This is a genomic window from Mesorhizobium sp. B2-3-6 (genome assembly GCF_006442305.1).
In the GTDB taxonomy this organism is placed as follows: domain Bacteria; phylum Pseudomonadota; class Alphaproteobacteria; order Rhizobiales; family Rhizobiaceae; genus Mesorhizobium.
Genome location: NZ_VFVW01000012.1, coordinates 72,849 through 98,376 on the forward strand (window position 1 = coordinate 72,849; position 25,528 = coordinate 98,376).

The 25,528-nt window shown below is 63.5% G+C and carries 31 protein-coding genes; 17 read left to right on the forward strand and 14 right to left on the reverse strand.

Translation table 11 applies throughout. The annotated features are described in order from the left end of the window. Nucleotides 1-36 precede the first annotated feature (36 nt). The 9 genes from coaA to hisB are packed head-to-tail and all read right to left on the reverse strand — an operon-like array spanning nucleotide 37 to nucleotide 5,783. Nucleotides 37-996, reverse strand: a complete 960-nt coding sequence (coaA, locus tag FJ953_RS27795; RefSeq protein WP_140491197.1) for a type I pantothenate kinase — start codon at nucleotides 994-996, stop codon at nucleotides 37-39. A gap of 23 nt (nucleotides 997-1,019) precedes the next feature. After that, nucleotides 1,020-1,343, reverse strand: a complete 324-nt coding sequence (locus tag FJ953_RS27800) for a phosphoribosyl-ATP diphosphatase (protein WP_140524106.1) — start codon at nucleotides 1,341-1,343, stop codon at nucleotides 1,020-1,022. 33 nt (nucleotides 1,344-1,376) lie between these two features. Next, complete coding sequence (gene hisF, locus FJ953_RS27805; RefSeq protein ID WP_181173428.1) at nucleotides 1,377-2,171, reverse strand: imidazole glycerol phosphate synthase subunit HisF; 795 nt, start codon at nucleotides 2,169-2,171, stop codon at nucleotides 1,377-1,379. Beyond that, nucleotides 2,168-3,004, reverse strand: coding sequence for an arginase family protein (locus FJ953_RS27810; RefSeq protein WP_140625507.1), 837 nt, complete (start codon nucleotides 3,002-3,004; stop codon nucleotides 2,168-2,170). Before FJ953_RS27810 ends, hisF begins: the two co-directional genes overlap by 4 nt. After that, complete coding sequence (hisA, locus tag FJ953_RS27815) at nucleotides 3,001-3,750, reverse strand: 1-(5-phosphoribosyl)-5-[(5-phosphoribosylamino)methylideneamino]imidazole-4-carboxamide isomerase (protein WP_140625508.1); 750 nt, start codon at nucleotides 3,748-3,750, stop codon at nucleotides 3,001-3,003. Before hisA ends, FJ953_RS27810 begins: the two co-directional genes overlap by 4 nt. A 4-nt stretch (nucleotides 3,751-3,754) precedes the next feature. Further along, on the reverse strand, nucleotides 3,755-4,045 hold the full coding sequence (locus tag FJ953_RS27820; protein WP_140491206.1) for a DUF1330 domain-containing protein: 291 nt from the start codon (nucleotides 4,043-4,045) through the stop codon (nucleotides 3,755-3,757). A 6-nt stretch (nucleotides 4,046-4,051) separates the two neighbouring features. After that, nucleotides 4,052-4,702, reverse strand: a complete 651-nt coding sequence (gene hisH / locus FJ953_RS27825; RefSeq protein ID WP_140491209.1) for an imidazole glycerol phosphate synthase subunit HisH — start codon at nucleotides 4,700-4,702, stop codon at nucleotides 4,052-4,054. Nucleotide 4,703: 1 nt separating this feature from the next. Next, nucleotides 4,704-5,180, reverse strand: coding sequence for a DUF2628 domain-containing protein (locus FJ953_RS27830; protein WP_140491211.1), 477 nt, complete (start codon nucleotides 5,178-5,180; stop codon nucleotides 4,704-4,706). A gap of 3 nt (nucleotides 5,181-5,183) precedes the next feature. Further along, nucleotides 5,184-5,783 (reverse strand): imidazoleglycerol-phosphate dehydratase HisB, encoded by a 600-nt coding sequence (gene hisB / locus FJ953_RS27835; protein WP_140625509.1) that lies wholly within the window; start codon nucleotides 5,781-5,783, stop codon nucleotides 5,184-5,186. 213 nt (nucleotides 5,784-5,996) lie between these two features. Here hisB and hslV point away from each other — a divergent pair, with 213 nt between their 5' ends. The 5 genes from hslV (at nucleotide 5,997) to FJ953_RS27860 (ending at nucleotide 10,197) form a co-directional block, all read left to right on the forward strand. Continuing rightward, nucleotides 5,997-6,548: an ATP-dependent protease subunit HslV gene (hslV, locus tag FJ953_RS27840; RefSeq protein ID WP_140524119.1), complete on the forward strand. Its 552-nt coding sequence runs from the start codon at nucleotides 5,997-5,999 to the stop codon at nucleotides 6,546-6,548. A 74-nt stretch (nucleotides 6,549-6,622) separates the two neighbouring features. Continuing rightward, nucleotides 6,623-7,156 (forward strand): GNAT family N-acetyltransferase, encoded by a 534-nt coding sequence (locus FJ953_RS27845; RefSeq protein ID WP_140524120.1) that lies wholly within the window; start codon nucleotides 6,623-6,625, stop codon nucleotides 7,154-7,156. Between the two features lie 3 nt (nucleotides 7,157-7,159). Next, nucleotides 7,160-7,759, forward strand: coding sequence for a DUF2585 domain-containing protein (locus tag FJ953_RS27850; RefSeq protein ID WP_140625510.1), 600 nt, complete (start codon nucleotides 7,160-7,162; stop codon nucleotides 7,757-7,759). A gap of 4 nt (nucleotides 7,760-7,763) precedes the next feature. After that, nucleotides 7,764-9,074: an ATP-dependent protease ATPase subunit HslU gene (gene hslU, locus FJ953_RS27855; RefSeq protein WP_140491221.1), complete on the forward strand. Its 1,311-nt coding sequence runs from the start codon at nucleotides 7,764-7,766 to the stop codon at nucleotides 9,072-9,074. Between the two features lie 163 nt (nucleotides 9,075-9,237). Further along, a complete protein-coding gene (locus FJ953_RS27860) occupies nucleotides 9,238-10,197 on the forward strand; it encodes a DUF1402 family protein (protein ID WP_140625511.1) in 960 nt (319 codons plus the stop codon). Nucleotides 10,198-10,266: 69 nt separating this feature from the next. Here FJ953_RS27860 and FJ953_RS27865 read toward each other — a convergent pair whose 3' ends face one another. Genes FJ953_RS27865 through FJ953_RS27875 form a run of 3 tightly spaced genes read right to left on the reverse strand, consistent with a single transcriptional unit; the run spans nucleotide 10,267 to nucleotide 12,959 of the window. Beyond that, nucleotides 10,267-11,505: an FAD-dependent oxidoreductase gene (locus FJ953_RS27865; RefSeq protein ID WP_181171664.1), complete on the reverse strand. Its 1,239-nt coding sequence runs from the start codon at nucleotides 11,503-11,505 to the stop codon at nucleotides 10,267-10,269. After that, complete coding sequence (locus FJ953_RS27870; protein ID WP_140625513.1) at nucleotides 11,502-11,816, reverse strand: MocE family 2Fe-2S type ferredoxin; 315 nt, start codon at nucleotides 11,814-11,816, stop codon at nucleotides 11,502-11,504. Before FJ953_RS27870 ends, FJ953_RS27865 begins: the two co-directional genes overlap by 4 nt. 45 nt (nucleotides 11,817-11,861) lie before the next feature. Beyond that, on the reverse strand, nucleotides 11,862-12,959 hold the full coding sequence (locus FJ953_RS27875; RefSeq protein ID WP_140491229.1) for a fatty acid desaturase family protein: 1,098 nt from the start codon (nucleotides 12,957-12,959) through the stop codon (nucleotides 11,862-11,864). A gap of 166 nt (nucleotides 12,960-13,125) precedes the next feature. Between FJ953_RS27875 and FJ953_RS27880 the strand changes: the two genes are divergently transcribed. The 10 genes from FJ953_RS27880 (at nucleotide 13,126) to FJ953_RS27920 (ending at nucleotide 21,877) form a co-directional block, all read left to right on the forward strand. Then, the gene (locus FJ953_RS27880; RefSeq protein WP_140491231.1) at nucleotides 13,126-14,157 is read left to right on the forward strand and encodes a LacI family DNA-binding transcriptional regulator; all 1,032 of its coding nucleotides are present in this window, start codon (nucleotides 13,126-13,128) and stop codon (nucleotides 14,155-14,157) included. Nucleotides 14,158-14,550: 393 nt separating this feature from the next. Continuing rightward, a complete protein-coding gene (locus FJ953_RS27885) occupies nucleotides 14,551-15,492 on the forward strand; it encodes a sugar ABC transporter substrate-binding protein (RefSeq protein WP_140625514.1) in 942 nt (313 codons plus the stop codon). 108 nt (nucleotides 15,493-15,600) lie between these two features. Continuing rightward, the gene (locus FJ953_RS27890) at nucleotides 15,601-16,677 is read left to right on the forward strand and encodes an ABC transporter permease (protein ID WP_140582967.1); all 1,077 of its coding nucleotides are present in this window, start codon (nucleotides 15,601-15,603) and stop codon (nucleotides 16,675-16,677) included. Between the two features lie 2 nt (nucleotides 16,678-16,679). Then, complete coding sequence (locus FJ953_RS27895) at nucleotides 16,680-17,447, forward strand: ATP-binding cassette domain-containing protein (RefSeq protein ID WP_140517733.1); 768 nt, start codon at nucleotides 16,680-16,682, stop codon at nucleotides 17,445-17,447. 118 nt (nucleotides 17,448-17,565) lie between these two features. Next, a complete protein-coding gene (gene iolG, locus FJ953_RS27900) occupies nucleotides 17,566-18,561 on the forward strand; it encodes an inositol 2-dehydrogenase (protein ID WP_140563543.1) in 996 nt (331 codons plus the stop codon). A 25-nt stretch (nucleotides 18,562-18,586) separates the two neighbouring features. Then, complete coding sequence (locus FJ953_RS27905; RefSeq protein ID WP_140517731.1) at nucleotides 18,587-19,381, forward strand: SDR family oxidoreductase; 795 nt, start codon at nucleotides 18,587-18,589, stop codon at nucleotides 19,379-19,381. Between the two features lie 196 nt (nucleotides 19,382-19,577). After that, nucleotides 19,578-19,739 (forward strand): hypothetical protein, encoded by a 162-nt coding sequence (locus FJ953_RS30640; protein ID WP_181167258.1) that lies wholly within the window; start codon nucleotides 19,578-19,580, stop codon nucleotides 19,737-19,739. Between the two features lie 87 nt (nucleotides 19,740-19,826). Further along, nucleotides 19,827-20,918, forward strand: a complete 1,092-nt coding sequence (locus FJ953_RS27910) for a 3-deoxy-7-phosphoheptulonate synthase (protein WP_140517730.1) — start codon at nucleotides 19,827-19,829, stop codon at nucleotides 20,916-20,918. A gap of 118 nt (nucleotides 20,919-21,036) precedes the next feature. Next, nucleotides 21,037-21,402: a metalloregulator ArsR/SmtB family transcription factor gene (locus FJ953_RS27915; RefSeq protein ID WP_140491248.1), complete on the forward strand. Its 366-nt coding sequence runs from the start codon at nucleotides 21,037-21,039 to the stop codon at nucleotides 21,400-21,402. Continuing rightward, the gene (locus FJ953_RS27920) at nucleotides 21,380-21,877 is read left to right on the forward strand and encodes an SRPBCC family protein (RefSeq protein WP_140524136.1); all 498 of its coding nucleotides are present in this window, start codon (nucleotides 21,380-21,382) and stop codon (nucleotides 21,875-21,877) included. The genes FJ953_RS27915 and FJ953_RS27920 overlap by 23 nt, the downstream gene beginning before the upstream one ends. Nucleotides 21,878-21,920: 43 nt before the next feature. Here FJ953_RS27920 and FJ953_RS27925 read toward each other — a convergent pair whose 3' ends face one another. After that, nucleotides 21,921-22,556: a LysE family translocator gene (locus FJ953_RS27925; RefSeq protein ID WP_140625515.1), complete on the reverse strand. Its 636-nt coding sequence runs from the start codon at nucleotides 22,554-22,556 to the stop codon at nucleotides 21,921-21,923. A 127-nt stretch (nucleotides 22,557-22,683) separates the two neighbouring features. Here FJ953_RS27925 and FJ953_RS27930 point away from each other — a divergent pair, with 127 nt between their 5' ends. After that, nucleotides 22,684-23,382, forward strand: a complete 699-nt coding sequence (locus FJ953_RS27930) for a YafY family protein (protein WP_140625516.1) — start codon at nucleotides 22,684-22,686, stop codon at nucleotides 23,380-23,382. 20 nt (nucleotides 23,383-23,402) lie between these two features. Here the strand turns inward: FJ953_RS27930 and FJ953_RS27935 are convergent, their stop codons facing one another. After that, nucleotides 23,403-24,512 carry a Gfo/Idh/MocA family oxidoreductase gene (locus FJ953_RS27935; protein ID WP_140491256.1) on the reverse strand — a complete coding sequence of 370 codons (1,110 nt, stop codon included), beginning with the start codon at nucleotides 24,510-24,512 and terminating at the stop codon, nucleotides 23,403-23,405. 155 nt (nucleotides 24,513-24,667) lie between these two features. On the opposite strand from FJ953_RS27935, the gene FJ953_RS27940 reads away from it, so the two are divergent. Next, a complete protein-coding gene (locus FJ953_RS27940) occupies nucleotides 24,668-25,513 on the forward strand; it encodes a MurR/RpiR family transcriptional regulator (RefSeq protein WP_181165350.1) in 846 nt (281 codons plus the stop codon). Nucleotides 25,514-25,528: the final 15 nt, after the last annotated feature.

The window sequence follows — 25,528 nt, forward strand, 5'->3', positions numbered from 1 at the left end:
AGCTCGGATAGCCTAAAGTGCCGTTAATCGCGCCAGCTAAAGCTTGCGCAGCGCCACTTCCTCGACGAGGTGGTCGGCGCCTTTGCGTAGGATCAAGTCGGCGCGGGCGCGTGTCGGCAGGATGTTTTCGCGCAGGTTCTTCAGGTTGATGTTGGTCCACAGGCCTTCGGCAATCGCCCGTGCCGAATCCTCCGACAGTTGCGAATAGCGATGGAAGAACGATTCCGGATTGCGGAAAGCGGTCTCGCGCAGCCGCATGAAGCGGGAAATGTACCATTCGTGGATCAGCTTCTCGTCGGCATCGATGTAGATGGCGAAGTCGAAGAAGTCGGACAGGAAAGGCACGATCTTGCCGTCCTGCGGCAGCTTGCCCGGCTGCAGCACATTGATGCCCTCGAAGATCAGGATGTCGGGCCGGTCGATGGTGACGAACTCGCCGGGGATGACGTCATAGGTGAGGTGCGAATAGACCGGCGCGCGGATATCCGGCAGCGCCGACTTGATGCCCGAGAGGAAGCGCAGCAGCGCGCCGACGTCGTAGCTGTCGGGAAAGCCCTTGCGCTCCATCAGGTTTTCGCGGCGCAGCACCTCGTTGGGCAACAGGAAACCGTCGGTGGTGATGAGATCGACCTTGGGGCTGGACGGCCAGCGCGCGAGCAGCTCCTTCAGCACGCGCGCCGTGGTCGATTTGCCGACCGCGACCGAACCGGCGATGCCGATGATGAAGGGCGTCTTGACCACGTCCGAGGCGTTGAAGAAAGCCTGGCGCTGCCGGAACAGCAGTTGGCTGGCCTCGACATGCGCCGACAGAAGCCGCGACAGCGACAGATAGATGCGCTTGACCTCTTCGAGATCGATTGGATCGTTCAGCGACCGCAGGCGGCGGAATTCATCCTCGCTCAGCGTCAGCGGCGTGTCGGCGCGGAATTGCGACCATTGCTCGGCCGAGAAGAAACGAAAAGGGGAATATTTCTCGGTCGGTGCGAGCTGATCCATCGAGATTCCTGCCCTCCTCGCGGTCAGCGCTTGGACCGTGACGCCTTCTCGGCGATACCCGAACGCCCGGTGCGGCTTTCGAGCTCCCTAAGCACGTCGTCCAACGGCACACCCGAAATGCCGAGAACGACGAGCCAATGATATATAAGATCGGCACTTTCCGAAACGAGCGCCTGTTTGTCGCCCTTGATGGCGGCAATCACCGTCTCGACCGCCTCTTCGCCGAGCTTCTGCGCCGCCTTCTCGATGCCGCGCGCGTAAAGCTTGGCGGTCCACGAGTCCGGATCGCCGGAATGGGCGCGTTCGCTGATGATTGTCTCCAGGTCGGAGAGTGAAAACTCAGTCATGGCGCCTTGGCCCTGTTTCTTAGCCGCAAGCCTCTAGGGCCGATCGCCCGAGGAGTCCAGCCGCATCGGCAGGCCGGCTTGCGCCATATGGGCCTTGGCCTCGGCGATCGTATAGGTACCGAAATGGAAGATGGAGGCCGCCAGCACGGCACCTGCATGACCGTCGCGAATGCCTTCGACCATATGGTCGAGCGTGCCGACACCGCCCGAAGCGATCACCGGGGCGCGCACCGCGTCCGATACCGCGCGGGTCAGCGCGATGTCGTAACCGGCCTTGGTGCCGTCGCGATCCATTGAGGTCAACAGGATCTCGCCGGCACCGCGATCGACCATTTTGTGGGCGAATTCGACCGCATCCATGCCGGTTTTTTCCCGTCCGCCGTGGGTGAAGATCTCCCAGCGGTCGGCCTCGCCGGCGCCTGACACTTTCTTGGCGTCGATGGCGACGACGATACACTGGTTGCCGAACTTGTCGGCGGCCTCGGCGACGAAATCCGGGTTCTTCACCGCCGCCGTGTTGATCGACACCTTGTCGGCGCCGGCCAGGAGCAATTTCCGGATATCGGCAACCTGGCGCACCCCGCCGCCGACGGTGAGCGGCATGAAGCATTGCTCGGCCGTGCGGGCGACGACATCGAAGATGGTCTCGCGATTGTCCGATGACGCGGTGATGTCGAGGAAGCAAAGCTCGTCGGCGCCGGCCGCGTCATAGGCCTTGGCGGCCTCGACCGGGTCGCCGGCATCGACGAGATCGACGAAGTTGACGCCCTTGACGACGCGGCCGCCCTTGACGTCGAGACAGGGGATGACGCGGGCTTTCAGCATCAGCGGCCTTCTATCGTGGCTATGAGATCGTTGAGCAGCTGCCCGACCAGCGGCGGCACATCGGCCTGCGCATCGAAAGCCGGATCGTAGGCGGAAACGGTGATGCCGACGATCGGCACCGCAAGCGCCATAGCGCAGGTCGCGTCGCGCAATTGTTCCGGGTTCGGCCCGCCCGGCGCTACATAGCGGTTGGCCTGCAGCGCCTCAGGGTCGTGCACGTCGAGATCGAGATGCAAGTGCACGCGTTTAGCGCCGGCGACCTTGAGTTTTGCGGTTGCCGCTGCCGCTCCCGGACATTCCGTGCGGATCACCGGCAATGCCTCCAGAAGCTGTTTCTCGTCCGGGTCGAGATCGCGAGCGTTGACGAGCACGCAGCGCGACGGATCGATCGGCTGGAAGCCGGGAATTGCCGCCGCCATCGGGCGCCAGCACAGGCCAAGCACGGTGGCCAGCGCCATGCCGTCGAGAAAGCCATATGTGGATGTCTCGGGCGTGTTGAGGTCGCCATGCTGGTCGGCCCAGATAATCGCGTCCGCGCCCTCGCCGGCGACGGCGCCGGCTGATGTCAGGCAGTTTCCGGCCAGCACGATGGGAAAACGTCCCCTGTCGCGGGCGATGCGGACCTCGCCTGAAACGGCGTTGCAGACGGCGAAACCGGTGGCGATCTCACGCTCCTGGGCATCGCCGACCTTGCCGATGTCCTCGACCGCGACATCGTGGCCGGCCATGGTCAGGGCTTCGACCAATCCGCCCGCAATCAGCGCGTCCGGCCCCTGGCCCATGCCGCCATGATAATGGCCGCTGTCATAGGAGGCCAGGATGATCGAGACTTTCAAGATCGCATCTCCACCGGGGGCGCGCCTTTCAGGATCGCCAATGCTTCGGCCGGATCGATGCGGCCGTCGTAAAGCGCGCGGCCGGAGATCGCGCCTTCGAGCTTTTGCGCGTCGGGCATGGTCATGCGCACGATGTCGGCGACCGAGGCGAGGCCGCCAGAGGCGATGACGGGGATCGACACGGCGTCGGCGAGGCTGATCGTGGAATCCCAGTTGATGCCGGTCAGCACGCCATCGCGGTCGATGTCGGTGTAGATGATGGCGGCGACGCCGGCGCCTTCGAATTTCCTGGCTAGCTCAACGACGCCGAGGCTCGACGCTTCGGCCCAGCCCTCGACCGCCACCTTGCCGCCCTTGGCGTCGATGCCGACGGCGACCTTGCCCGGAAAGGCCTTGCAGGCCTGCCTGACCAGGTCCGGATCGCGCACGGCCACGGTGCCGAGAATGACACGGGCAAGCCCGCGGTCGAGCCAATCCTCGATCTGCTCGAGCGTGCGGATGCCGCCGCCGAGCTGCACCGGGTTCTTGGTCGCCTTGAGGATGGCGCCGACCGCGGCGCTGTTGACGCTCTGACCCTGGAAGGCGCCATTGAGGTCGACGACATGCAGCCATTCGAAGCCCTGCTCTTCAAATGCCTTTGCCTGGGCGGCCGGGTCGTCGTTGTAGATGGTCGCGGTCGCCATGTCGCCGTGCCTGAGGCGCACGCACTGGCCGTCCTTGAGGTCGATTGCCGGAAACAGGATCATTTTCTCAGGCGCCTTCGACAATGACAAAATGGCCGGTCGAGGCGGCAAGCCGGAATTTAGAGGCCTGCTGATATTCCGGCGAATGATAGCATTCGACGGCCTTGGCGTAGGATTCGAATTCGACCAGGACGTGGCGGTTGCCGGTTGGCCCTTCCGGGCTCTCGTGGCGTCCCGCCCGCACGACGAATTTCGCGCCGTACTTGGCGAAGGCAACGGCATTCGCCTCGATATACCGCTTGTACAGATCGGGATCGCGAACATCGATCATCGCCATCCAATAGCCCTTCTTGCTCATGGCTCCTCAAGGCCTCCAGCGCAGGAAATTGGTGATCAGGGCGAGGCCCAGCGCCTGGCTCTTCTCTGGGTGGAACTGCGTGCCGACGAGATTGTCGCGGGCGACGGTCGCCGTTACCGGGCCGCCATAGTCGGCGATCGCCAGCACCTCGTCGGGCTTGCGCGCATCGAGATGATAGGAATGGACGAAATAGGCGTGCAGGCCGGTTGGCCCGGTTGGAACGCCGGAGAACAGCGGATGCTTGCGCATCAGCTCGATCGTGTTCCAGCCGATCTGCGGGATCTTCAGTGCCGGATCGGCCGGCGTGATCTCCTTCACGTCACCTGATATCCAGCCAAAGCCATCGGTGATCGTCTTTTCGAGGCCGCGCTGCGACATCAGCTGCATGCCGACGCAGATGCCGAGGAAAGGACGCCCCTTGGCGATGGCGACTTCCTCGACAGCTTCCCACATGCCGGGGACGGCACGCAGGCCGGCGGCGCAATCGGCATAGGCGCCGACGCCGGGCAGCACGATGCGGTCGGCCGTGCGCACCCGCTCGGCGTCGGCGGTCAGGTCGATGCCGGCGGCGATGCCCGCCTCGCGCGCCGCGCGCTCGAAGGCTTTGGTGGCCGAGCGCAAATTGCCCGAGCCGTAATCGATGATCGCAACGCGCATGTCAGCGCCTTCCCGGAATGTGGGTCAGCCCCAGCGCCATGCCCGGCTGCGCCGGGCGCGCCAGGGCGGCGTCCGGCACCATGCGCGGCGCAGGCTCGGCTTCATCCGCATGCCGCTCGGCCTCCAGGGCAAAGCGCGCATCGGCATCGTCGAGCCAACCGGCTTCGACCACCCCGCATTCGCGCCAGCCGCGGCGGCGGAGCGCCGCGATGCGCAGCGCCTGCCCTTCCAAGCCGACATAGAGCGAGACAAGCAGGGACAGCAGCGAACCGGCCAACCCGAGACCGAGCCTTTCGCCAAGCATCGAAAGCACCGCCATGACAATGAAGGTGAGTGCCGCTTCGATCCACAGCCGATGCCAGGCGAACCACAGCGGCGGCACCAGCAGGCCGAGCCAGGTGAAGCCGTCGCGGACAAGCGCCGTCGCATCGGCCTTTTCGCCAGGGGCCGGCGGTTCCATCACGACATAGCTGGCCATGACCTATCCCTTCAACGATCCCTTGGTGGAGGGAACCGCGTCCGGCTGGCGCGGATCGCGCTCCAGTGCTGTCCGCAGCGCACGCGCCACCGCCTTGAAGCAGGTTTCGGCGATGTGGTGGTTGTTGGCGCCATAGTGATTGGTGACATGCAGCGTGATGCCGGCGTTCTGTGCCAGCGCCTGGAAGAACTCGCGCACGAGTTCGGTGTCGAAGGTGCCGATCTTGGGCGAGGAAAACGAAACGTTCCACACCAGGAAGGGACGGCCGGAGACATCGATTGCCGCGCGCGTCAGCGTCTCGTCCATGGCAAGATCGATCGAGGCATAGCGCATGATGCCGCGCCGCTCGCCCAGCGCCTTGGCCAGCGCCTGGCCGAGCGCGATGCCGGTGTCCTCGACCGTGTGGTGGTCGTCTATGTGCAGGTCGCCCGTGGCCCGAACGGTCATGTCGATCAGCGAATGGCGCGCAAGCTGGTCGAGCATATGATCGAAGAAGCCGACGCCGGTCACGATGTCCGATTTGCCGGAGCCGTCGACATGGACCGACACGGCAATGTCGGTTTCCCTGGTCTTGCGGCTGATTTCGGCGGAACGGGGCGACATGGCCTTGTCCTTGTCCGTGAGTTTAAGCGCTTCAGGCGTTCGCCTGCTTGAAAACGAAAGCCTTCTAGCAGCATGATCCGGCGATTGCCAGTTGCCATCCGGGTCGGTATCGAGCGTTTGCAATCACCGCCCCCATGCATACATATGGGCCGATCAAAGTCACTCGTACCGCGCCGATCGCCTTTTGAGGGATGGCGCGAATCGGAGCAGCAAATGTCCAATGAACTGACCATGCACGCCACGACTATCGTGACGGTGCGCAAGGGCAACAAGGTGGTGATCGCCGGCGACGGCCAGGTCAGCCTTGGCCAGACCATCATGAAGGGCAACGCGAGAAAGGTGCGCCGCATCGGCAAGGGCGGAAACGTGATCGCCGGTTTCGCCGGTGCCACGGCGGACGCCTTCACGCTTCTGGAGCGGCTCGAAGCCAAGCTCGAACAATATCCCGACCAGTTGACGCGCGCCTGCGTCGAACTCGCCAAGGACTGGCGCACCGACCGCTATCTGCGCCGGCTGGAAGCGATGATGCTGGTGGCCGACAAGTCGGTCTCGCTGGCGCTGACCGGCACCGGCGACGTGCTCGAACCCGAGCATGGCGTCATGGCCATCGGTTCAGGCGGCAACTATGCGCTGGCTGCGGCCCGCGCCTTGATGGACAGCGACAAGGATGCCGAGGAGATCGCGCGCAAGGCGATGCAGATCGCCTCCGACATCTGCGTCTACACCAACAACAATTTCGTCGTCGAAACACTCGATGCCGCCTGAAACAGGCCGGCGTCCATGATCCCGATCCGAAAGACCGCGCAAGCGAAAAATGGAGGCCGGCTTCGGAGAAGATCATGGAAAGACACGAACATAGCTACGATTTTCGGCCGGTGACCCAGAAGGACCTGCCGATGATCGCCGGCTGGCTCGCCGAACCGCATGTCGCTCAGTGGTGGGACGATCCAGAGACGGAAATCGCCGAGATTCGCGATCATATCGATTCGATTTCCGTCGAGCCGCTGATCGTGGAACTCGACGGCACGCCGATCGCTTACCTGCAAAGCTACGATCCACACCTGGAAGAAGACCACCCTTATGCCGACCAGCCGTTCGGGACGCTCGGCATCGACCTGTCGATCGGCCGGCCGGAACTGGTCGGCATCGGCCATGGCTCGGCGATGGTGCGCCAGTTCGTCGAGCAGTTATTCGAGGAAGGCGTGCCGCGCGTCATCATCGATCCCGACCCATCCAATGGCCGCGCCATCCGCGCCTATGAAAAGGCGGGATTCCGCGCAATTGATCGCCGGCAATCCAGATATGGCGACGTCTTGCTGATGGCAATCGATGCGCACGAGAGGCAAGCGGGCGACACGGAAGCGGGGAACTGACGGATGAACGCAGTTGGCGAGGACAGAACGCTCTCGGCCTATGAAGACAGCTGGCGGATGGGGCTTCTGCTCGTGCTCGCCCTGATCATCTTCCAGGCTGGAGCCCTCTATGGCATGGGGCATCCGCCGATCTGCACCTGTGGCTATGTCAAGCTCTGGCACGGCGTGGTGAACAGTTCCGAAAATTCCCAGCATATATCGGACTGGTACACGTTCTCGCATATCATCCACGGCTTCCTGTTCTATGCGCTGGCCAGGTTCCTGTTTCCGCGTTCGCCGGTCGGCTTGCGGCTGGCTTTCGCCGTCTTCATAGAAGGCGGCTGGGAGCTGATCGAGAACAGCCCGTTCATCATAGAGCGCTACCGCGCCGGCACCATCTCGCTCGACTATTACGGCGACAGCATCATCAATTCGGTGTCGGACACGCTGGCCATGGTGCTGGGATTTGTGATGGCGCGAAGGCTACCTATATGGGTGATCGTCAGCCTCGCCATCCTTTTCGAACTGGGTACGGGCTACCTTATCCGGGACAATCTGACACTCAACGTGATCATGCTGCTGCATCCGTTCGAGGCCATCAAGCAGTGGCAAAGTGGAATTTAGTGATATGAGCACATTTTCTCCCCGCGAAATCGTTTCGGAACTCGACCGCTTCATCATCGGCCAGAAGGACGCCAAGCGTGCCGTGGCCATCGCCTTGCGCAACCGCTGGCGCCGCCAGCAGCTGGAAGGCCAGATGCGCGAAGAGGTGATGCCGAAGAACATTCTCATGATCGGGCCGACCGGCGTCGGCAAGACCGAAATCTCGCGCCGCCTGGCGCGGCTGGCCGGTGCGCCCTTCGTCAAGGTCGAGGCAACCAAATTCACCGAGGTCGGCTATGTCGGCCGCGATGTCGAGCAGATCGTGCGCGACCTCGTCGAGGTCGCCATCGGCCTGGTGCGCGAGAAGATGCGTGAGGACGTCAAGGCGCGCGCCCATGTCAACGCCGAGGAACGCGTGCTGGAGGCGCTGGTCGGCAAGACTGCCAGCCCTGCGACGCGCGATTCTTTCCGCAAGAAGCTGCGCGAGGGCGAACTCGACGACAAGGAGATCGAGATCGAAGTGGCCGACACCGGCAATGGCGGCATGCCCGGCTTCGAGATTCCCGGCATGCCGGGCGCCAATATCGGCGTGCTCAATATCAACGACATGCTGTCCAAGGCAATGGGCGGCAAGAAGACCAAATTGCGCAAGACGACGGTGAAGGAATCCTACGACCTGCTGGTCAACGACGAGTCCGACAAGCTGCTCGACCAGGACGAGGTGGTTCGCCGGGCGCTGGACGCCGCGGAAAATGACGGCATCGTCTTCCTCGACGAGATCGACAAGATTGCGGCCCGGTCGGACATCTCCGGCGGCCCTTCGCGCGAAGGCGTGCAGCGCGACTTGCTGCCGCTGGTCGAAGGCACCACGGTGGCGACCAAATATGGGCCGTTGAAGACGGATCACATCCTGTTCATCGCATCGGGTGCGTTCCACGTCTCGAAGCCGTCCGACCTCTTGCCGGAGCTGCAGGGCCGCCTGCCGATCCGCGTCGAATTGCGCGCGCTGGAGAAAGAGGACTTCGTCCGCATCCTGACCGAGACGGAAGCGAGCCTCATCAAGCAGTATATCGCGCTGATGAAGACCGAAGGCGTCGACCTGAACTTCACCGACGACGCCATCGATTCCCTGGCCGGCATCGCCGTCGACCTCAACGCCAGCGTCGAGAACATCGGCGCGAGGCGTTTGCAGACGGTGATGGAGCGCGTGCTGGACGAGATCTCCTACGACGCGCCGGACCGCAACGGCACTGCGGTGACCATCGACGCCGCCTATGTGGAGAAACATGTCGGCGACTTGTCGAGGAACACCGATCTGTCGCGCTTCATTCTTTGAGCAGGCGCGCGCCGGATCGTTCCGGCGCCTGTCGGGCGAATGGATCATGTGTGGCCGGATGGTATCATTCGGCCACCTTTCGTTCTGCCGAGCGCAGGGCCGCTCTCGACTCGACCAGGAGCTTTACCTAGTTTGCGCGGCAATTCTCTAGGCGGCGGGGCGCATGAAAAAACTCATCCCAGTCATTCTCGGCTTGACGCTGGCGGCAACGCTGTTCGGCGCCGACGCGGCAACCCTGGTGCCGCCGGGAAACCGCAATGCCGAGCAGCCCAGCATTCCGGGAGCCTCGAGCCGGCGCACGCAGGCCACCAACACCACGTTCCAGGCAAAATACCGCAAGGTCTATGCGCTGCTGCAGAACGACGCCGACCTGCGCGGCAAGATCAAGAAGGCGGCAAGCGTCTACGGCATCGATCCAATGCACATTGTCGGCGCCATCGTCGGCGAGCACACCTACAATGTCGACGCCTACGACCGGCTGCAGACCTACTACGTCAAGGCGATCTCCTATCTCTCCAGCAAGCTGTCCTTCGCCTATGACGGCGAGGACATCACGGATTTCGTGCAGCGGCCGGAATTCAGGAAATGCGCCGGAATGTCCGACAGTTACGATTTATGGGAATGCCGCGAGCAGGTGTGGAACCGTTCGTTTCGCGGAAAGACGGTGGGCGGCGAGGATTTCCCCAACGACCGTTTCGGCGCCACTTTCTTCCAGCCCTACTATGCCGGCCAGACCTTTGGTCTCGGCCAGCTCAATCCGCTGACCGCGCTCCAGATGAGCGATCTCGTGCACAAGGTTTCCGGCCTGCCCAAGCTCGACGTCGGCGATCCCAATGCGGTCTACAAGACCATCATGGATCCCGACCTGACGCTGCCCTACGTCGCCGCGACGATCCGGAAATCGATCGACGCCTACAAGAGCATCGCCGGCTTCGACATTTCGAGCAATCCGGGCCTGACCGCCACGCTCTACAATGTCGGCAATCCCGAGCAGCGCGCCTATGCGCTGAAGGCGGAGAACGACAAGCGCAGCGCCGCCGGCGAGCCGGTGAAGCTGCCGGAGGAGAATTATTACGGCTGGCTGGTCAATGACAAACTACCGGAGCTGAAGGCGCTGTTTTAGGGAGCTCAGGCGCGCTGACGTTAATTTGCCAACGCCTGCGCCGCAGACCCTGACAATTGGCGTTGCATCCTACGCCGCCAGCAGCGACTTCAATTTCACCGCCTGCGAACCGAGCGCTTCCGGCGCCGGCCTCGCCCGTTTGCCGATCAGCATCTCCGCCAGCCTGATATCGCGGGCGACCGCATTGCCCGGCCCGATGCCGCTGGCGGCCACCAGCCTGCCGTCCTCGGCAAGGTGAAAGAGGATGAAGGCGTCCTCGCCGAGATCGCGGCGCACCGTGCTGCGGCCTTCGTCGGAAAGCCCCGCGATCTGCAGGGACAGGCCATATTGATCCGACCAGAACCACGGCACCGCCGCATGTGCTTCGCCGGCGCCGAGCATGTTTTTTGCCGCCAGCGCGCCTTGTTCCTGGGCGTTGCGCCAGGCCTCCAGCCGCACGCGACGGCCGCCATAGACGGCAAGCGGGAACGAACAGCAGTCGCCGGCAGCGAAGATGTCGGGGTCGCTGCTGCGCAGTTCGGCGTCGACTGATATGCCGTTGTCGATGGCCAGTCCCGCTTCGGCGGCAAGAGCCGTCACCGGCACGGCGCCGATGCCGATGATGGCGAGATCGGCGAGGATTTCGCGGCCGCCGGCAAGCGCGATGCGCACCTGCCTGCCGTCGTCGGCGATCAAGGCAATGCCTTCGCCGCACGCTATGTCGACGCCTTCGGCGACGTGGGTGTCATGGACGACCTTGGCGATCTCGGCCGGTACGCCGCGCATCAGGATGCGCAGCTGCGCCTCGATGACGGCGACCGCAGCACCGAGTTTGCGGGCCGCCGCGGCGAGCTCGAGGCCGATGAAGCCGCCGCCGATGACGGCAATGCGGTTACCCGCCTTGAGATGGGCGCGGATAGCCAGCGCATCGGCGAAGGTCCTGAGGTAGACGCAGCGCCCGCCAAGGCCGGGCATCGGCAGTTTGCGCGGCGTCGAGCCGGTCGCCAGCAGCAGCTTGTCGTAGGGCAGGACGGAACCGTCCGACAGGCGCACAGTATGCGCGGCGCGATCGATCGCTGCAGCCTGAATGGAATGGATATGCCGGATGGACTTTTCGGCGAGGATCTCGTCGCTGGCGATCGCCTTGATCTCGGGCACGCCGCCGGCCATGGCGTCCTTGGACAGAGGCGGCCGTTCATAGGGCAGATGCGGCTCGTCGCCGACCAGCGTCACCGGTCCCTCATAGCCGAGGTCACGCAATGCAAGCGCTGCCCGGCCGCCGCATTCCCCGGCGCCGATGATGACCATTCCGCGCGTCATACCGGTCATCCGATCTGGACGAGGACGCTGCCGGCGTCGACCTTGACCGGATAGGTCCTGAGATTGACGCAGACCGGCGCGCCCTTGGCCTGGCCTGTCTTGTAGTTGAAGCGGCCATTGTGCTTGGGACATTCGATGATGTCGTCCATGACAAGCCCGTCGGCGAGATGCACCTTTTCGTGCGTACACAGGCCGTCGGTGGCGAAATACTCGTCATCGGGGCTGCGATAGATGGCGTAGCTGCGGCCGCCGTGATCGAACCGCATCACATCTTCTTCGTCGATGTCTCCCACAGCACAGGCCTCGACCCAGTCGCTCATACATTTCTCCCGCGAAATTTCCCGATCGCGCCTCACGGGCGGATATCACTCCGCCGCGGCGTTGAAGGCAGCATTGTCGTTGTGCAGATCCTCGCGATACGGCCTGGCCGTTGGCGGCAGCTCGCGCTTGAGGAAATAATCCTCGTTGCGCAACTGGCGCCAGAAGACAGGCAGCATCTCGCGATAGCCGGCCAGGATCGACGGCGTCGGCGCCGGCAAATCATGCTTGATCAGTTCATGCAGCTTCGGCAGCGCATGGTAGGGCACCATCGGGAACATATGATGCTCGACGTGGTAGTTCATGTTCCAGTAGATGAAACGGCTGATCGGGTTCATGTAGACGGTGCGGCTGTTCAGCCGATGGTCGGTGACGTTGTCGGCAAGACCGCCATGCTGCAGCAGGCCGACCATGACGTGGTGCCAGGCGCCATAGAGCCTGGGCAGGCCGACCAGCATCAAGGGCAGGAACGAGCCGGTATAGAGCGCCAGCGCGATGGTTGCGGCATAGATCGCGGTCCAGATGCGGGCGATGCGGATCGCTTTCGGCTGTTCCTGCTCGGGAATAAAGGTCTTTTCGGCCGCGCTGATGTTGCCGGCGGCGTTGCGCAGCATGTCTGACATCGCATGCCAGGCGTCGAGCACGCCGACAAAGCCGAGGATGGCGCGCACCAGGTCCGGCGGCCGCATAACCGAGATTTCCGGGTCGCGGCCGACGATGATGGTGTCGGTGTGATGGCGCGTGTGGCTCCAGCGCCAGGTCACCGGGTTGCGCATGATCATGAAGCAGGCGACCTGATAGACCCAATCATTCATCCACTGCGTGCGGAAGGCCGTACCATGGCCGCATTCGTGCCAGCGGGAATCCGTGGACGAGCCGTAGAGCACGCCATAGGCGAAGAAGAACGGCACGCACCACCAGGTGCCCCAGAACCAGGCACCGCCGGCGCCGCTGACGATGAGCGCGGCGATCCAGATCGCCGTGTCGCGGAGCGCGGGCGCGTCGGAGCGCTGCATCAGCTCCTTCATCTGCTTGCGGGGAATGTCGGTGTGATACCATTCGGCCGCCGACAGGCCGGTCTCGACGGCCAGCCTGGCGTCGCGGCCGATCAGGCTGTAGTCACGCCGGGACGGCGCAGCATGCACGGTTGCCTCCCTCGGCAAGGGCATCCGCCACGCGAATGCCCGACATCTCCTGACTTCGAGGCTGAAAATAACGCTAGCTCATGATAGACTCAACATCATAAAGATAGTTTCTATCATTTCCTATCATCAAGATGTAGGAAAGATGCACGGTCAAATGAGGACAGACATGGCGAAACGGCCGACCATATCAGATCTGGCGCGCATCTCCGGCGTCAGCGTCGCCACGGTGGACCGGGTGCTCAACAGCCGCCTGCCTGTGCGCGAGGAAACGGCGCGCCGCGTCTATGACGCCGCGACCGAGATCGGCTATCACGCCGCAGGCCTGATCAAGCAGCGTATGCGCCAGGAATTGCCCGAGTATCGGCTGGGTTTCCTGCTGCTTCGGGGCAATGACGTTTTCTATGGCGATTTCGCGCGGGAACTCGAACTCGCGGTCGCACAATCGCAGCGCTTCCGTGGCGTCGCAACCATCGATTTCGCCAGTTCCCTGGCCCCGGATGAGATCGCCGCCCAGATGCGCAGGCTGGCGGCGAAATCGCGGGCGATCGCCGTGGTCGGCCCTGATCATCCGACGTTGACGGCGGTCGTGGAGGCGCTAAAGGCCAGGGGGCAGCCGGTCTTCTCCCTGCTGTCCGACTTCGCCGCCGGCATCCGCGAAGGCTATGTCGGGCTCGACAACCGCAAGGTCGGCCGCACCGCCGCCTGGATGATCTCGAAGGCTGCGAGGAAGCCCGGCAAGGTCGCCCTTTTTGTCGGCAGCCATCGCTTCCACGGCCATGAGCTGCGTGAGATCGGCTTCCGCTCCTTCTTTCGCGAGCATGCGCCGGACTTCAACGTGCTGGAGACGCTGGTCAATCTGGAGGCCAACCAGGTGACCCATGATGCGATGATCGATCTTCTGGCGCGATATCCGGATCTTGTCGGCTGCTACGTCGCCGGCGGCGGCATGGAAGGCGCCGTCTCGGCGCTGCGGACAGCGAAGCCCGCAAGCATGCCGGTGGTCGTCTGCAACGAGATCAACGCCGAATCGCGCGCCGCGCTTGCCGACAACATCCTGACGATGGTGATCTCGACGCCCCTTGCTGCGCTCTGTCGCGAGCTCGTCGATCGGATGGCGCACGCCATCGAAACCGGCGCGGCCAATGCGCCGGGCCAGACATTCCTCCCCTTCGACATCTATTTGCCGGAAAACATCTGAAGCCATTTCAGGAATGCGCGCAGCGGTTTTCCGTCCAGGTCGCGTCAGGGCGGAAGGTAGGGCGTTTCATTGAAACGATAAAACCCTCGGGCAGCCCGGTCTGCCGCAAACCAGCCGCCTGAAATGATAGAATCCATCAGAGACAGCCGAAAATCGCACGCCCGAATTCGGAATTTCCCTTGACGCCCCGATTCGAAATGGAATAAATATTTCACTGACTGTGCATTTTGGTTCTTTCGTTCCGACAACATCTGGTTCGAGCAGGCAGTTCGGCGTTCCAGCCAGGGGTGAACCGCGTTGGAACGAAATGATATCAGGGAGAGATTCCCCGGGGAGATCGGGGATTCCGGATAGATCGGTGCGACCGGACACCCAAAGTGGAGGAGAGATACAATGAAGAAAATGATTTTGGGCGTCGCTTTCGCGGCGCTGATGAGTTCGTCCGCCATGGCCGCCAAGATCGGCGTGTCGATGGCCAAGTTCGACGACAATTTCCTGACCGTGCTGCGCAACGGCATGATCGAGCAGGCCAAGGGCATGAGCGGCGTGGAGCTGCAGGTCGAGGACGCGCAGAACGACGTCGCCAAACAGCTCGACCAGATCAAGAACTTCGCCGCATCGGGCGTCGACGCCATCATCGTCAATCCGGTCGACACCTCGGCCACGCAGGCGATGTCGGATGCCGCGGCCGCCGCCAAGATCCCGCTGGTCTATGTCAACCGCGAACCGGTCAATGTCGACACGCTGCCTGACAACCAGGCCTTCGTCGCTTCGAACGAGGCCGACTCCGGCACGCTCGAAACCAAGGAGGTCTGCCGCCTGTTCAAGGAAGCCGGCAAGAAGGAAGCCAATGTCTATGTGATCATGGGCGAGCTTTCCAACCAGGCAGCCGTGCAGCGCACCAAGGACATCGAGGAGGTGATCGCAACGCCGGATTGCAGCTTCATCAAGATCATCGACAAGCAGACGTCGAACTGGAACCGCGATGAGGCCCAGAACCTGGTGACCAACTGGCTGTCGACCGGCAAGCCGTTCGACGGCGTCATCGCCAACAATGACGAAAGCGCCATCGGCGCCATCCAGGCAATGAAGGCCGCCAATGTCGACATGAAGACGGTTGTCGTCGGCGGTGTCGACGCCACGCAGGACGCGCTCGCCGCCATGCAGGCAGGCGACCTCGACGCCACCGTGTTCCAGGACGCGGCTGGCCAGGGCGCCGGCGCGCTCGACGCGGCACTGAAACTGTCCAAGGGCGAGAAGGTCGAACACAAGGTCTACGTGCCCTTCCAACTGGTGACGCCGGCCAACATCGACAAGTTCCTGAAGAAGAACTGAGCGGCGGAACGGTTCACCTCGGGGCGGCGCTCAAAGGACCGGGCGCCGCTCCTCCTCTCGGCGCTTTCATGGCGCCAGGAGCGACCGCGGCTGACGGAGGATAGACGAGTGGCACAGACATCTCATGGCGTCGGCGGGGTCAGCTATGATGCGAAGAAGCGCATATGGCCGGCGGAATTCAACGTCTTCCTGGCGCTCGTCATTCTTGTCGTCATCTTCGAATTGATCGGCCGCGTCTTTCTCGGCGACAGCTTCCTGTTCAACACCCGCAGCAATGTCGGCGGCCTCTTCAACGAGGCGCGGTTACAGATCATCATCCTGCAAGTATCGATCGTCGGCATCATCGCCATCGGCGTGACGCAGGTTATCATATCGGGCGGCATCGACCTGTCGTCGGGCTCGATCGTCGGCGCCACCGCCATGATCGCCATGAGCTTCGCCCAGGTGGCGACGGTCAACGGCAACCCCAATCCCAAGGCGATGTTCCTGGCTCAGGGCTGGACCGACCTGCCGGTGATCGTGCCGTTGCTGGTCGCCATCGGCTGCGGGCTGCTGGCAGGCCTGGTCAACGGCGCCCTGATCGCCTACACGCGCATTCCGCCCTTCATCGCCACGCTGGGCATGATGGTGACCGCGCGCGGCATCGCCAAATGGTGGTCCAAGGGGCAGCCCATCTCGTTCCCGACCGAGAGCTTCGCCGCCATCGGCAAGGGCCTGATGCCCGTCATCATCTTCCTGTCGCTGGCCGTGCTGTTCCAGCTGATCATGACCTACACACGATACGGCAAGCATTGCTACGCGATCGGCTCCAACGAGGACGCCGCACGCATGTCCGGCATCAAGATCGCCAACCACAAGATCCTGGTCTACGTCATCGCCGGCATACTCGCGGCGCTCGCCGCGGTGGTGCTGTCTTCCAAGAACCTCACCGCCCAGGCCGGCATGGGCGTGATGTACGAACTCGACGCCATCGCCATGGCGGTCATCGGCGGCGTATCGCTGTCGGGCGGCCGCGGCTCGATCATCGGCACGGTGATCGGCGCGCTGATCTTCGGCGTCATCATCTCCGGCTTCACCTTCCTGCGCCTCGACGCCTACTACCAGGAGATGGTCAAGGGCGTGATCATCGTCGGCGCCGTCGTTCTCGACCAGTGGCGCCAACGCCTGCGGGCATTGAGGGCTTGACCATGGCAGACATCGTCCTGAAGACCGAAAACCTGACCAAGCGCTATGGCGGCGTGCAGGCGCTGGAAGGCGCGAATTTCGAGCTGCGCAAGGGCGAACACGTCGCCATCATGGGCGACAATGGCGCCGGCAAGTCGACCTTCGTGCGCCAGATCACCGCCGTCGAGCAACCGACCAGCGGCCAGATCTGGTTCGACGGCAAGCAAGTCAATTTTTCGGGCCCTATCGAGGCGCGCGAGGCCGGCATCGAGACCGTGTTCCAGAACCTGGCGCTGGCCGACGACCTCGACGTGCCGTCGAACCTGTTCCTTGGCCGAGAAAAAGTGCTGTTCAATCTGGGACCGTTTTCGATCCTGGACCGCCGGGGGATGCGCAAGGCGACCGAAGCGGCGCTGGTGCGCACGGCGGTGAAAATCCCAAACCTGTCGAACACCATCCGCCATATGTCGGGCGGCCAGCGGCAATGCGTGGCGATCGCCAGAACCGCGACCTTCGCCTCCAAGCTGATCATCATGGACGAGCCGACGGCAGCACTCGGCGTGCAGGAGACCGCGCAGGTCGAGAACATCATCCGCACGCTGAAGGACAATGGCGAGCCGCTGATCCTGATCAGCCACAATATGCGCCAGGTGTTCGACCTTTGCGACCGCATCGTCGTCTTCCGGCGCGGCCGCATCGTCGCCAATTTGCGCAAGGAGAACACCGACGGAAACGATATCGTTTCCTACATCACCGGCGCCAAGACCGGAGAGGCCGAACTCGCGGCCTAGGCCGGGCGCGGAGGCGGCGGTAATCGCCTCCCTGTCGATCTTGTCTTGACCGGAAAAACACCTGCGCGCATGACCGGCGCCCCGCCAACCTTCGAACCATTCCCCAGAGGAAATTTCCATGACTCTCCGCTTCGCCCTCCTCGGTGCCGGCCGCATCGGCAAGGTCCACGCCCGCGCCGTCGGCTCCAATCCGCAGGCCAAACTGGTCGCCGTTGCCGACGCTTTCGAGAAGGCGGCGAGCGAACTCGCCACGGCCTACGGCGCCGAGGTGCGCACCATTGATGCCATCGAGAAATCCGGGGACATCGACGCGGTCGTGATCTGCACGCCGACCGACACCCATGCCGACCTGATCGAGCGCTTCGCCAAGGCCGGCAAGGCGATCTTCTGCGAGAAACCGATCGACCTCGACGTCAAGCGGGTCGAGCAGTGCCTGGCCGTGGTCGAGAAGGCCAAGGCGACGCTGATGGTCGGCTTCAACAGGCGCTTCGACCCGCACTTCGCTGCGGTGCGCAAGGCAATCGATGACGGCGCCATCGGCACGGTCGAGATGGTGACCATCACGTCGCGCGATCCGGGCGCACCGCCGATCGACTACATCGCGCGCTCCGGCGGAATCTTTCGCGACATGACCATCCATGATTTCGACATGGCGCGCTTCCTGCTCGGCGAAGAGCCGGTGGCGGTCAGTGCGCATGCCTCGGTGCTGGTCGACAAGAAGATCGGCGAGGCCGGCGATTTCGACTCGGTCAGCGTTATCCTCGAAACGGCTTCCGGCAAGCAGGCCGTCATCTCCAATTCGCGCCGCGCCACCTATGGCTACGACCAGCGCATCGAGGTGCATGGCTCGAAAGGCATGGTCGCGGCCGAGAACCAGCGGCCGGTGTCGATCGAACTGGCCAATGAGAAGGGCTATACGCGCCCGCCGCTGCACGACTTCTTCATGACCCGCTATCTCGATGCCTATGCCATTGAGATTGCGTCCTTCATCGCCGCCGCGACGTCGGGCAAGAAGGCAGCACCGAGCGGGACGGACGGGCTCATCGCACTTCGGCTGGCGGATGCGGCGCTGAAATCGGCGACATCAGGCCAGACCGTCCGCCTCGACAAGTAACGACTTAAAGCACAGGAGCAGAGCGATGAGCGCATCAGCCGATCGCAATTCACAAACGCGCGCCATCGTCACCGGCGGCGCACAAGGCATAGGCTTCGCGGTCGCCGAGGCATTGGCGGACGAAGGCTGCCGGGCGCTGGCCCTGATCGGCCGCTCGCAGGAAAAGGGCGACAAGGCAGTCGCCAGCCTCAAGAAGTCGGGCGTCGACGCGATCTTCATCAGCGCCGATGTCTCCAAGGTGGCCGACTGCAAGCGCGCCGTCGCCACCGCGCTTTCGCATTTCGGCACCATCAACGCCCTGGTCAACGCCGCCGCCACATCCGCGCGCGGCTCGCTGGTGGAGACCAGCGAGGAGCTCTTCGACACCATCTTCGACACCAATGTGCGAGGACCCTTCTTCCTGATGCAGGGCGTGGTGGCGCATCTGCTTGAAAAAAAGGCCCCCGGATCGATCGTCAACGTGCTGTCGATGTCGGCGCATACCGGCCAGTCGTTCCTGACGCCCTATTCGACCAGCAAAGGCGCGCTGATGACGCTGACCAAGAATGTCGCCAACGCCTATCGCTTCAATCGCATCCGCTGCAACGCCGTGCTGCCCGGCTGGATGGACACCGAGGGCGAGGATATCGTGCAGAAGAAATGGCACGACGCACCCGACGACTGGCTCGAGAAGGCCGAGGCTGCGCAGCCGATGGGGCAGCTGGTGAAGCCGGACCAGCTTGCCCGACTGATCAGCTACATGGTCAGCCCGCAATCCGGCGTGATGACCGGCTCGCTGGTCGACTACGACCAGAGCATCGCTGGGGCGTCGCCGGAATAGCGACCGCGTAAGCGAAACCGTTAACCAGGTCGTCATCCACGGGCGGAGCAAGGAGCGCAGCGACGCGGCGCAGACCCGAGGATCCATGCCGCGACTTCCGGGCCGTCGCTACGGCGCAAGATTCTGCACCGCAGCACTCTCCCATCTAGGTCGCGGCATGGATCCCAGGGTCTCCGCGACGGAGCTTCGCTCTAGAATGACGAAATCGCAAAGGCTCGGCCCTCACCTGAAATTGCTTGCTACCAGGGTACGTGACAAACGCCGCCGCTTCGACTATATGAGCCGCATGATCCACCTGACCGCCACCTATTGGTACTTTAGCAGCTCGCTGGCGGCGGGAGGATTGCGCTCGATCTGAAGATTGCAGCAAACAGTCCGACAAGCCGCCAGACCTGGCGGCTTTTTTGTTTTCAGCCGGCAGGTCTCCCAACCAGGAGCAGAAGCCGTGTTGACCACCACAGACGACCTTCGGGTCAAGGAACTGAGACTGCTGAGCACGCCGGAAGAGGTGATGCGCGAGATACCGCGCTCACTCACGGCGACGCGCACCGTTGCCGCCTCGCGCAACGCCATCCACTCCATCCTGACCGGGGCCGACGACCGACTTGTTGTCATCGTCGGCCCTTGTTCCATCCACGATCCGGTCGCGGCCGTTGACTATGCCAGCCGTCTGGCGGCGCTGCGCGAAGCTCTGTCCGACCGGCTCGAGATCGTGATGCGGGTCTATTTCGAAAAGCCGCGCACGACGGTCGGCTGGAAGGGCCTGATCAACGACCCCGACCTCGACGGCAGTTTCAACATCGACAAGGGGCTGCGGATGGCCCGCAATGTGCTGTCGGCCGTCAACAATCTGGGCCTGCCGGCGGCGACCGAATTCCTCGACATGACCACGCCGCAATACATTGCCGACCTCGTCGCCTGGGGCGCGATCGGCGCGCGCACGACCGAGAGCCAGATCCATCGCGAGCTGGCCTCGGGCCTGTCCTGTCCGGTCGGCTTCAAGAACGGCACCGACGGCAATCTCAGGATCGCTGCCGAGGCGGTGAAATCCGCCGCCCAGCCGCATCATTTCATGGCGGTGACCAAGGGCGGACGCAGTGCGATCGCGGCAACGACCGGAAACGAGGATTGCCATGTCATCCTGCGTGGCGGCGTTCAGCCCAACTATGACGCGGCAAGCGTCGAGGCCGCCTCGGTCGAACTCGCCCGCATCGGTATCGCGCCCCGCCTGATGATCGATGTCAGCCATGCCAACTCAGCCAAGAAGCCGGAGAACCAGCCCAAGGTCGCGGCTGACGTGGCAGGACAGGTCGCGGCGGGGGACGAGCGCATTATCGGCGTCATGATCGAGAGCAATCTCGTCGCCGGCCGGCAGGATGTCGTGCCGGGCAAGCAGCTCGTCTACGGCCAGAGCATCACCGATGGCTGCATCGACTGGGCGGCCACGGAGACGGTGCTGCACGGCCTTGCCGGCGCCGTGGAATGGCGCCGGTCGGCGCGCCGCGCCTTGGTGGAGAGCCGGCAGGGCGCCGCCTGATCCGGTTGGAGCATAAGGGCGGCGTTTCCGGTTTCAGCCCAGGACCACGCCGCCCTAGGGCCCGCAGCGCTCCACCTCACTTGCACGCCTCCGACCCGCGTGCTACATACTGAACCAAATGGTTCAGTATTCCGCGACCCGCCTGGATGCCTCGTTCGCCGCGCTTTCGGACGCCACCCGGCGCGGCGTTCTGGAGCAGCTCGGCCGTGCGGACGCTTCGATCACGGACTTGGCCCAGAAATTCCACATGACCCTCACGGGCATGAAGAAGCATGTCGGCGTCCTGGAGCAGGCGGGACTCGTCACGACGCGGAAGGTCGGGCGCGTGCGGACCTGCAAGCTGGGCCTGCGTCGCCTGGAGGATGAGGCGGAATGGATCGAGAGATACCGGCAGCTCTGGGCCGCACGCTTCGACGAGTTGGACAAGGTTATCGAGGAATTGAAACGCAAGGAGGAAGTCGATGGACGCAGGAAGAGCGAGTGAGGCCAAACGCACGACGGTGGAACGGAGGTCCGACCGGGAGTTGGTCGTTACGCGAAGCTTCGACGCGCCTGCGCGCATCGTGTTCGAGGCGTGGACCAAGCCTGAGCTGTTCAAGCAGTGGTGGGTGCCGAAGTCGATGGGCATGTTCCTGCGTTCCTGCGAGATGGATGTTCGTGTGGGAGGCGGGTACCGTTTGGTGTTCGGGCATGACGGCTCGAACCCTGCCGAGTTCTTCGGCAGGTATCTCGAAGTGACACCGCACTCGCGCCTCGTCTGGACCAATGACGAAGGGGGTGAGGGTGGACCCGTCACCACGGTGACCTTCGAGGAAAAAGGCGGCAAGACGCTGCTGGTCATGCGCGAGCTCTATCCCTCGAAGGAAGCCCTCGACGCCGGCGCCGGGGCGGCGGATGCGATGTCCGAGACGTTCGAGCAGCTGGACGAGCTTCTCGCCACGCAGCAGGGCGCCGCCTGATCCGGCCGGCGCCAGAAGGGCGGCGGTCCGGTCTAGCCCGGCATTACGCCGCCCTCAGCCCTTCCCATGCGGTGAACACGGACACCGCGAAGAGCAGCAGCCCGGCCGCCCGGCCGGCAAGGATGGTCGCTCGCGGATTAGCGATCAGCAGCTTGCGGCTGCGGCCGGCCGATATTGCGATCCCGCCATAGATCGCGGCCTGCGTCAGCACGGTCAGCAGGCCCATCACCGTCGCCTGCATCCAGATCGGGCCGTAGTCCGTTTTCAGGAACTGCGGATAGACGGCAAGGACGAACAGGTAGGCCTTCGGGTTGATCAGGCAGGTCACAAGGCCTTGGCGAAACGCCTTCCATGCCGAGCGGCTGCCGGCGGGCCCGTCGCGACCGACAGTGATGGAGCTGCGCATCAGCGTGATGCCGATGAAGCCCATGTAGGCGGCGCCTGCAATCAACAGCGGCTTGAACAGGATCGGCAAAAAATGCATCAGCAGGCCGACGCCGATCGCGCCGTTCAGCGTGTGCACCATGCCGCCGACCATGATGCCGCCGGTCGCGGCAAGGCCCCTGTCGCGCCCGCCCGTCAGCGCATTGGCCAGCACGAACAGCATGTCCATGCCCGGAACGGCGATGATGCCGAACAGCAGGATAAAGAACAGCCAGAGATTTTCAGCATAGCTCATGTCAGTAGCCTGTCGCCTCGCTCGGCCCAGCCGCAGCGGAACCTGTTGATTTTCAATCCGATAGACGATCCTATAGGCCGAACCAACTGACGATGATGTGTCAGTTGTGATCGGCAACGGGTGAGAAATGCGCAAGGCGTCGCGCCTGTTCGAGATCATCCAGATCCTGCGGCTGGCGCGGCAGCCGGTGACGGCGGCAATGATAGCCGCGCAGCTGGAGGTGACGATACGCTCGATCTATCGCGACATCGCAGCGCTTCAGGCCATGCGCGTGCCGATCGAGGGCGGGAGGGGCATCGGCTATATCCTGCGCCCCGGCTTCGACTTGCCGCCTCTGATGTTTTCGATCGAGGAGATGGAGGCGATCGTGCTGTCACTGGCGCTGCTGGAGCGCACGGGCGACGACGAGCTCAAGCAGGCAGCCAAGCGCGTCGGCGCCAAGATCGCCGGCGCGGTACCGCCGCCTTTGCGCCAGACGCTCGACGCCAATGCGCTGCATGCGTGGGGATTCGCCGCGCCCTCTGCAGGTGCGATCGACCTGGCGCTGGTGCGCCGCGCCATACGCGACGAGGAGAAGCTCGACCTCTCCTATCGCGACGAGCTTGGCCGCGCTTCCGAGCGCCTCATCCGCCCGATCGCGCTGATCTATTATGCCGAGACCGCCAACATCGTCGCCTGGTGCGAGCTACGCCAGGCGATCCGCAATTTCCGCAGCGACCGCATCGAGGATTGCCGGCCGACCGGACTGCGCTTCAAGGGCGAAGGCGATCGGTTGCGGCAGATCTGGGTCAATGGGTGGGAAGTCAACGCAGCGGCCGCCGGCTAAACCGACCAGCGGAGCGAACCTTACCTTACATCCACCCAGCGCTTCTCCTCGAACGATCGCGCCATCGCATGCACGGTGCGCTCGATCTCCAGACCTTCGTCGAATTCGATGAGCCGCGCCGGTCTGCCGGCGAGCCGGGTCAGCAGTTCATGGCATTCGATGATCTTGAGATCATTGAAGCCAAGACTATGCCCGGGCGCGGGGACGAACAGGTCGTAGGGCTTGTGCTGTGGCGACACGAGGATGGTGCGATAGCCCTGTTCGGTCGGGCGATCCGATGTGAGGTAGAGCTGGAACTCATTCATCCGCTCCTGGTCGAACAGGATCGAGCCCTTGGAGCCGAAGATCTGGACGGCGATGCGGCCCTTGCGGCCCCAGGCCGAACGGTTGACCAGAAGCGTGCCGGCGATGCCGTTCTCCAGATGCATCAGCACGGAGGCAATGTCGTAGGTCTCGACCGCGCGGCGGCCGCCGGCGGCCAGCTTGCGGTCGGCATAGGGCTTGGCCATGTCGCAGATGACGCTGGCGACGCGGCCGAACAGGGTCGACACCAGCGACAGCGGATGCACGGCGAAATCATCAAGCGCGCCATAGCCGGAAGATGCCTCGTGCTTCCAGAAGAACAGCGCCTCGGGATCGGCCATGAAATCCTCGTCCATCTCGATGCGCAGATGGTTGACCTCGCCGATGATGTTTTCGTCGAGCAGCGCGCCGATGTGGCGGATGGCCGGGCTCTGGATGTAATTGTAACCGAGCGCCGCGACCTTGCCGGATTTCTTCGCCGCGGCCGCCATCGCCTCGGCTTCGGCGAAGCTCGGCGCCATCGGCTTTTCGCACCACAAATGCTTGCCGGCCTCGAGAACTGCGATGGCCATTTCCGGATGGAACTGGTTGGGCGTGGTGAGCGAGACGACGTCCACTTCGGGATCGTTGACGACGGCGCGCCAGTCGCCGGACGCCCTGGCGAAACCGAACTCGCCGGCCTTGCGCCTGGCGAGATCCTCATTGACCTCGCCGAGATGGACAAGCCGCGGTTTGGTCATGTCTGGAAAGACGGCGCCGACGGCACTCCACGCGATGGCGTGGCACTTGCCCATAAATCCCGTGCCGATAAGACCGACGCCGACCATTTTCCGTTCCTCCACCGTCATAGATGCTACGTGGATGAATTAGTCCATTTTTGTTCGGAATGGAATGTCTGCCTCATTTTTTATGGTGTTCTTGCGCAGCCTCGCTATGATGGGGCAGAGAGGACGCTTCACCGATGAGCTTGGACGGGCCGACGATGGACGAACGGGTACCTCGCGACTTCGAGACGCTGCGCGCCACGATCCTCGATCGGCGCGAAAGCCTGCCCAAGCGCATCGCCCAGATCGCCGCTTATGCGCTCGACAATCCCGACGATATCGCCTTCGGCACCGCCGCCAGCATCGCCGCCTCGGCCGGCGTGCAGCCCTCGACGCTGATCCGCTTTGCCCAGCAGCTCGGCTTTGACGGCTTCACCAGCCTGCAGCAGGTGTTTCGCGAACGGCTGCGCGAGCGCAACTCCTCCTATGACGAACGGCTGCAGGCGCTGCGCGCCAAGGCCGAGGGCGGCGCCGGCCACCGGGCGATCTTCGACGGCTTCGTCGCCGCCGCCAGCACCTCGCTCAACGACATTTCGCGCACGCTGGACGACGCGCATCTGGAAGAAGCGATTTCCCTGCTGGCCAAGGCACAGACCATCTATGTGCTGGCCAAGCGGCGCTCCTATCCGGTGGCGTCCTACATCGCCTATGCGCTTGGCAAGCTGAAGATCCGCAACCAGCTGATCGAATCAGCCGCCGGCCTCAACGCCGAGATGGTCAGCTTTGCGACGCCCGCGGATGCCGTCGTCGCCATTTCCTTCTCGCCCTATGCGCCGGCCACGATCGAGGAGGCGCGCACGATTTCGGAACAGGGCGTGCCGATCATTGCCATCACCGACAGCTCGTTTTCACCGCTTGCTCAGTTCGCCAGCGTCTGGTTCGAGGTTGCCGAGGCGGATTTTGCCGGCTTCCGCTCGCTATCGGCGACGATGGCGCTGGCCATGGCGCTGACCGTTGGCGTCGGCGAGAAGCGGCGCAACCCCGGCAAAGGGCGCAAGGCCTGAGCGGAAGGCAAAAGG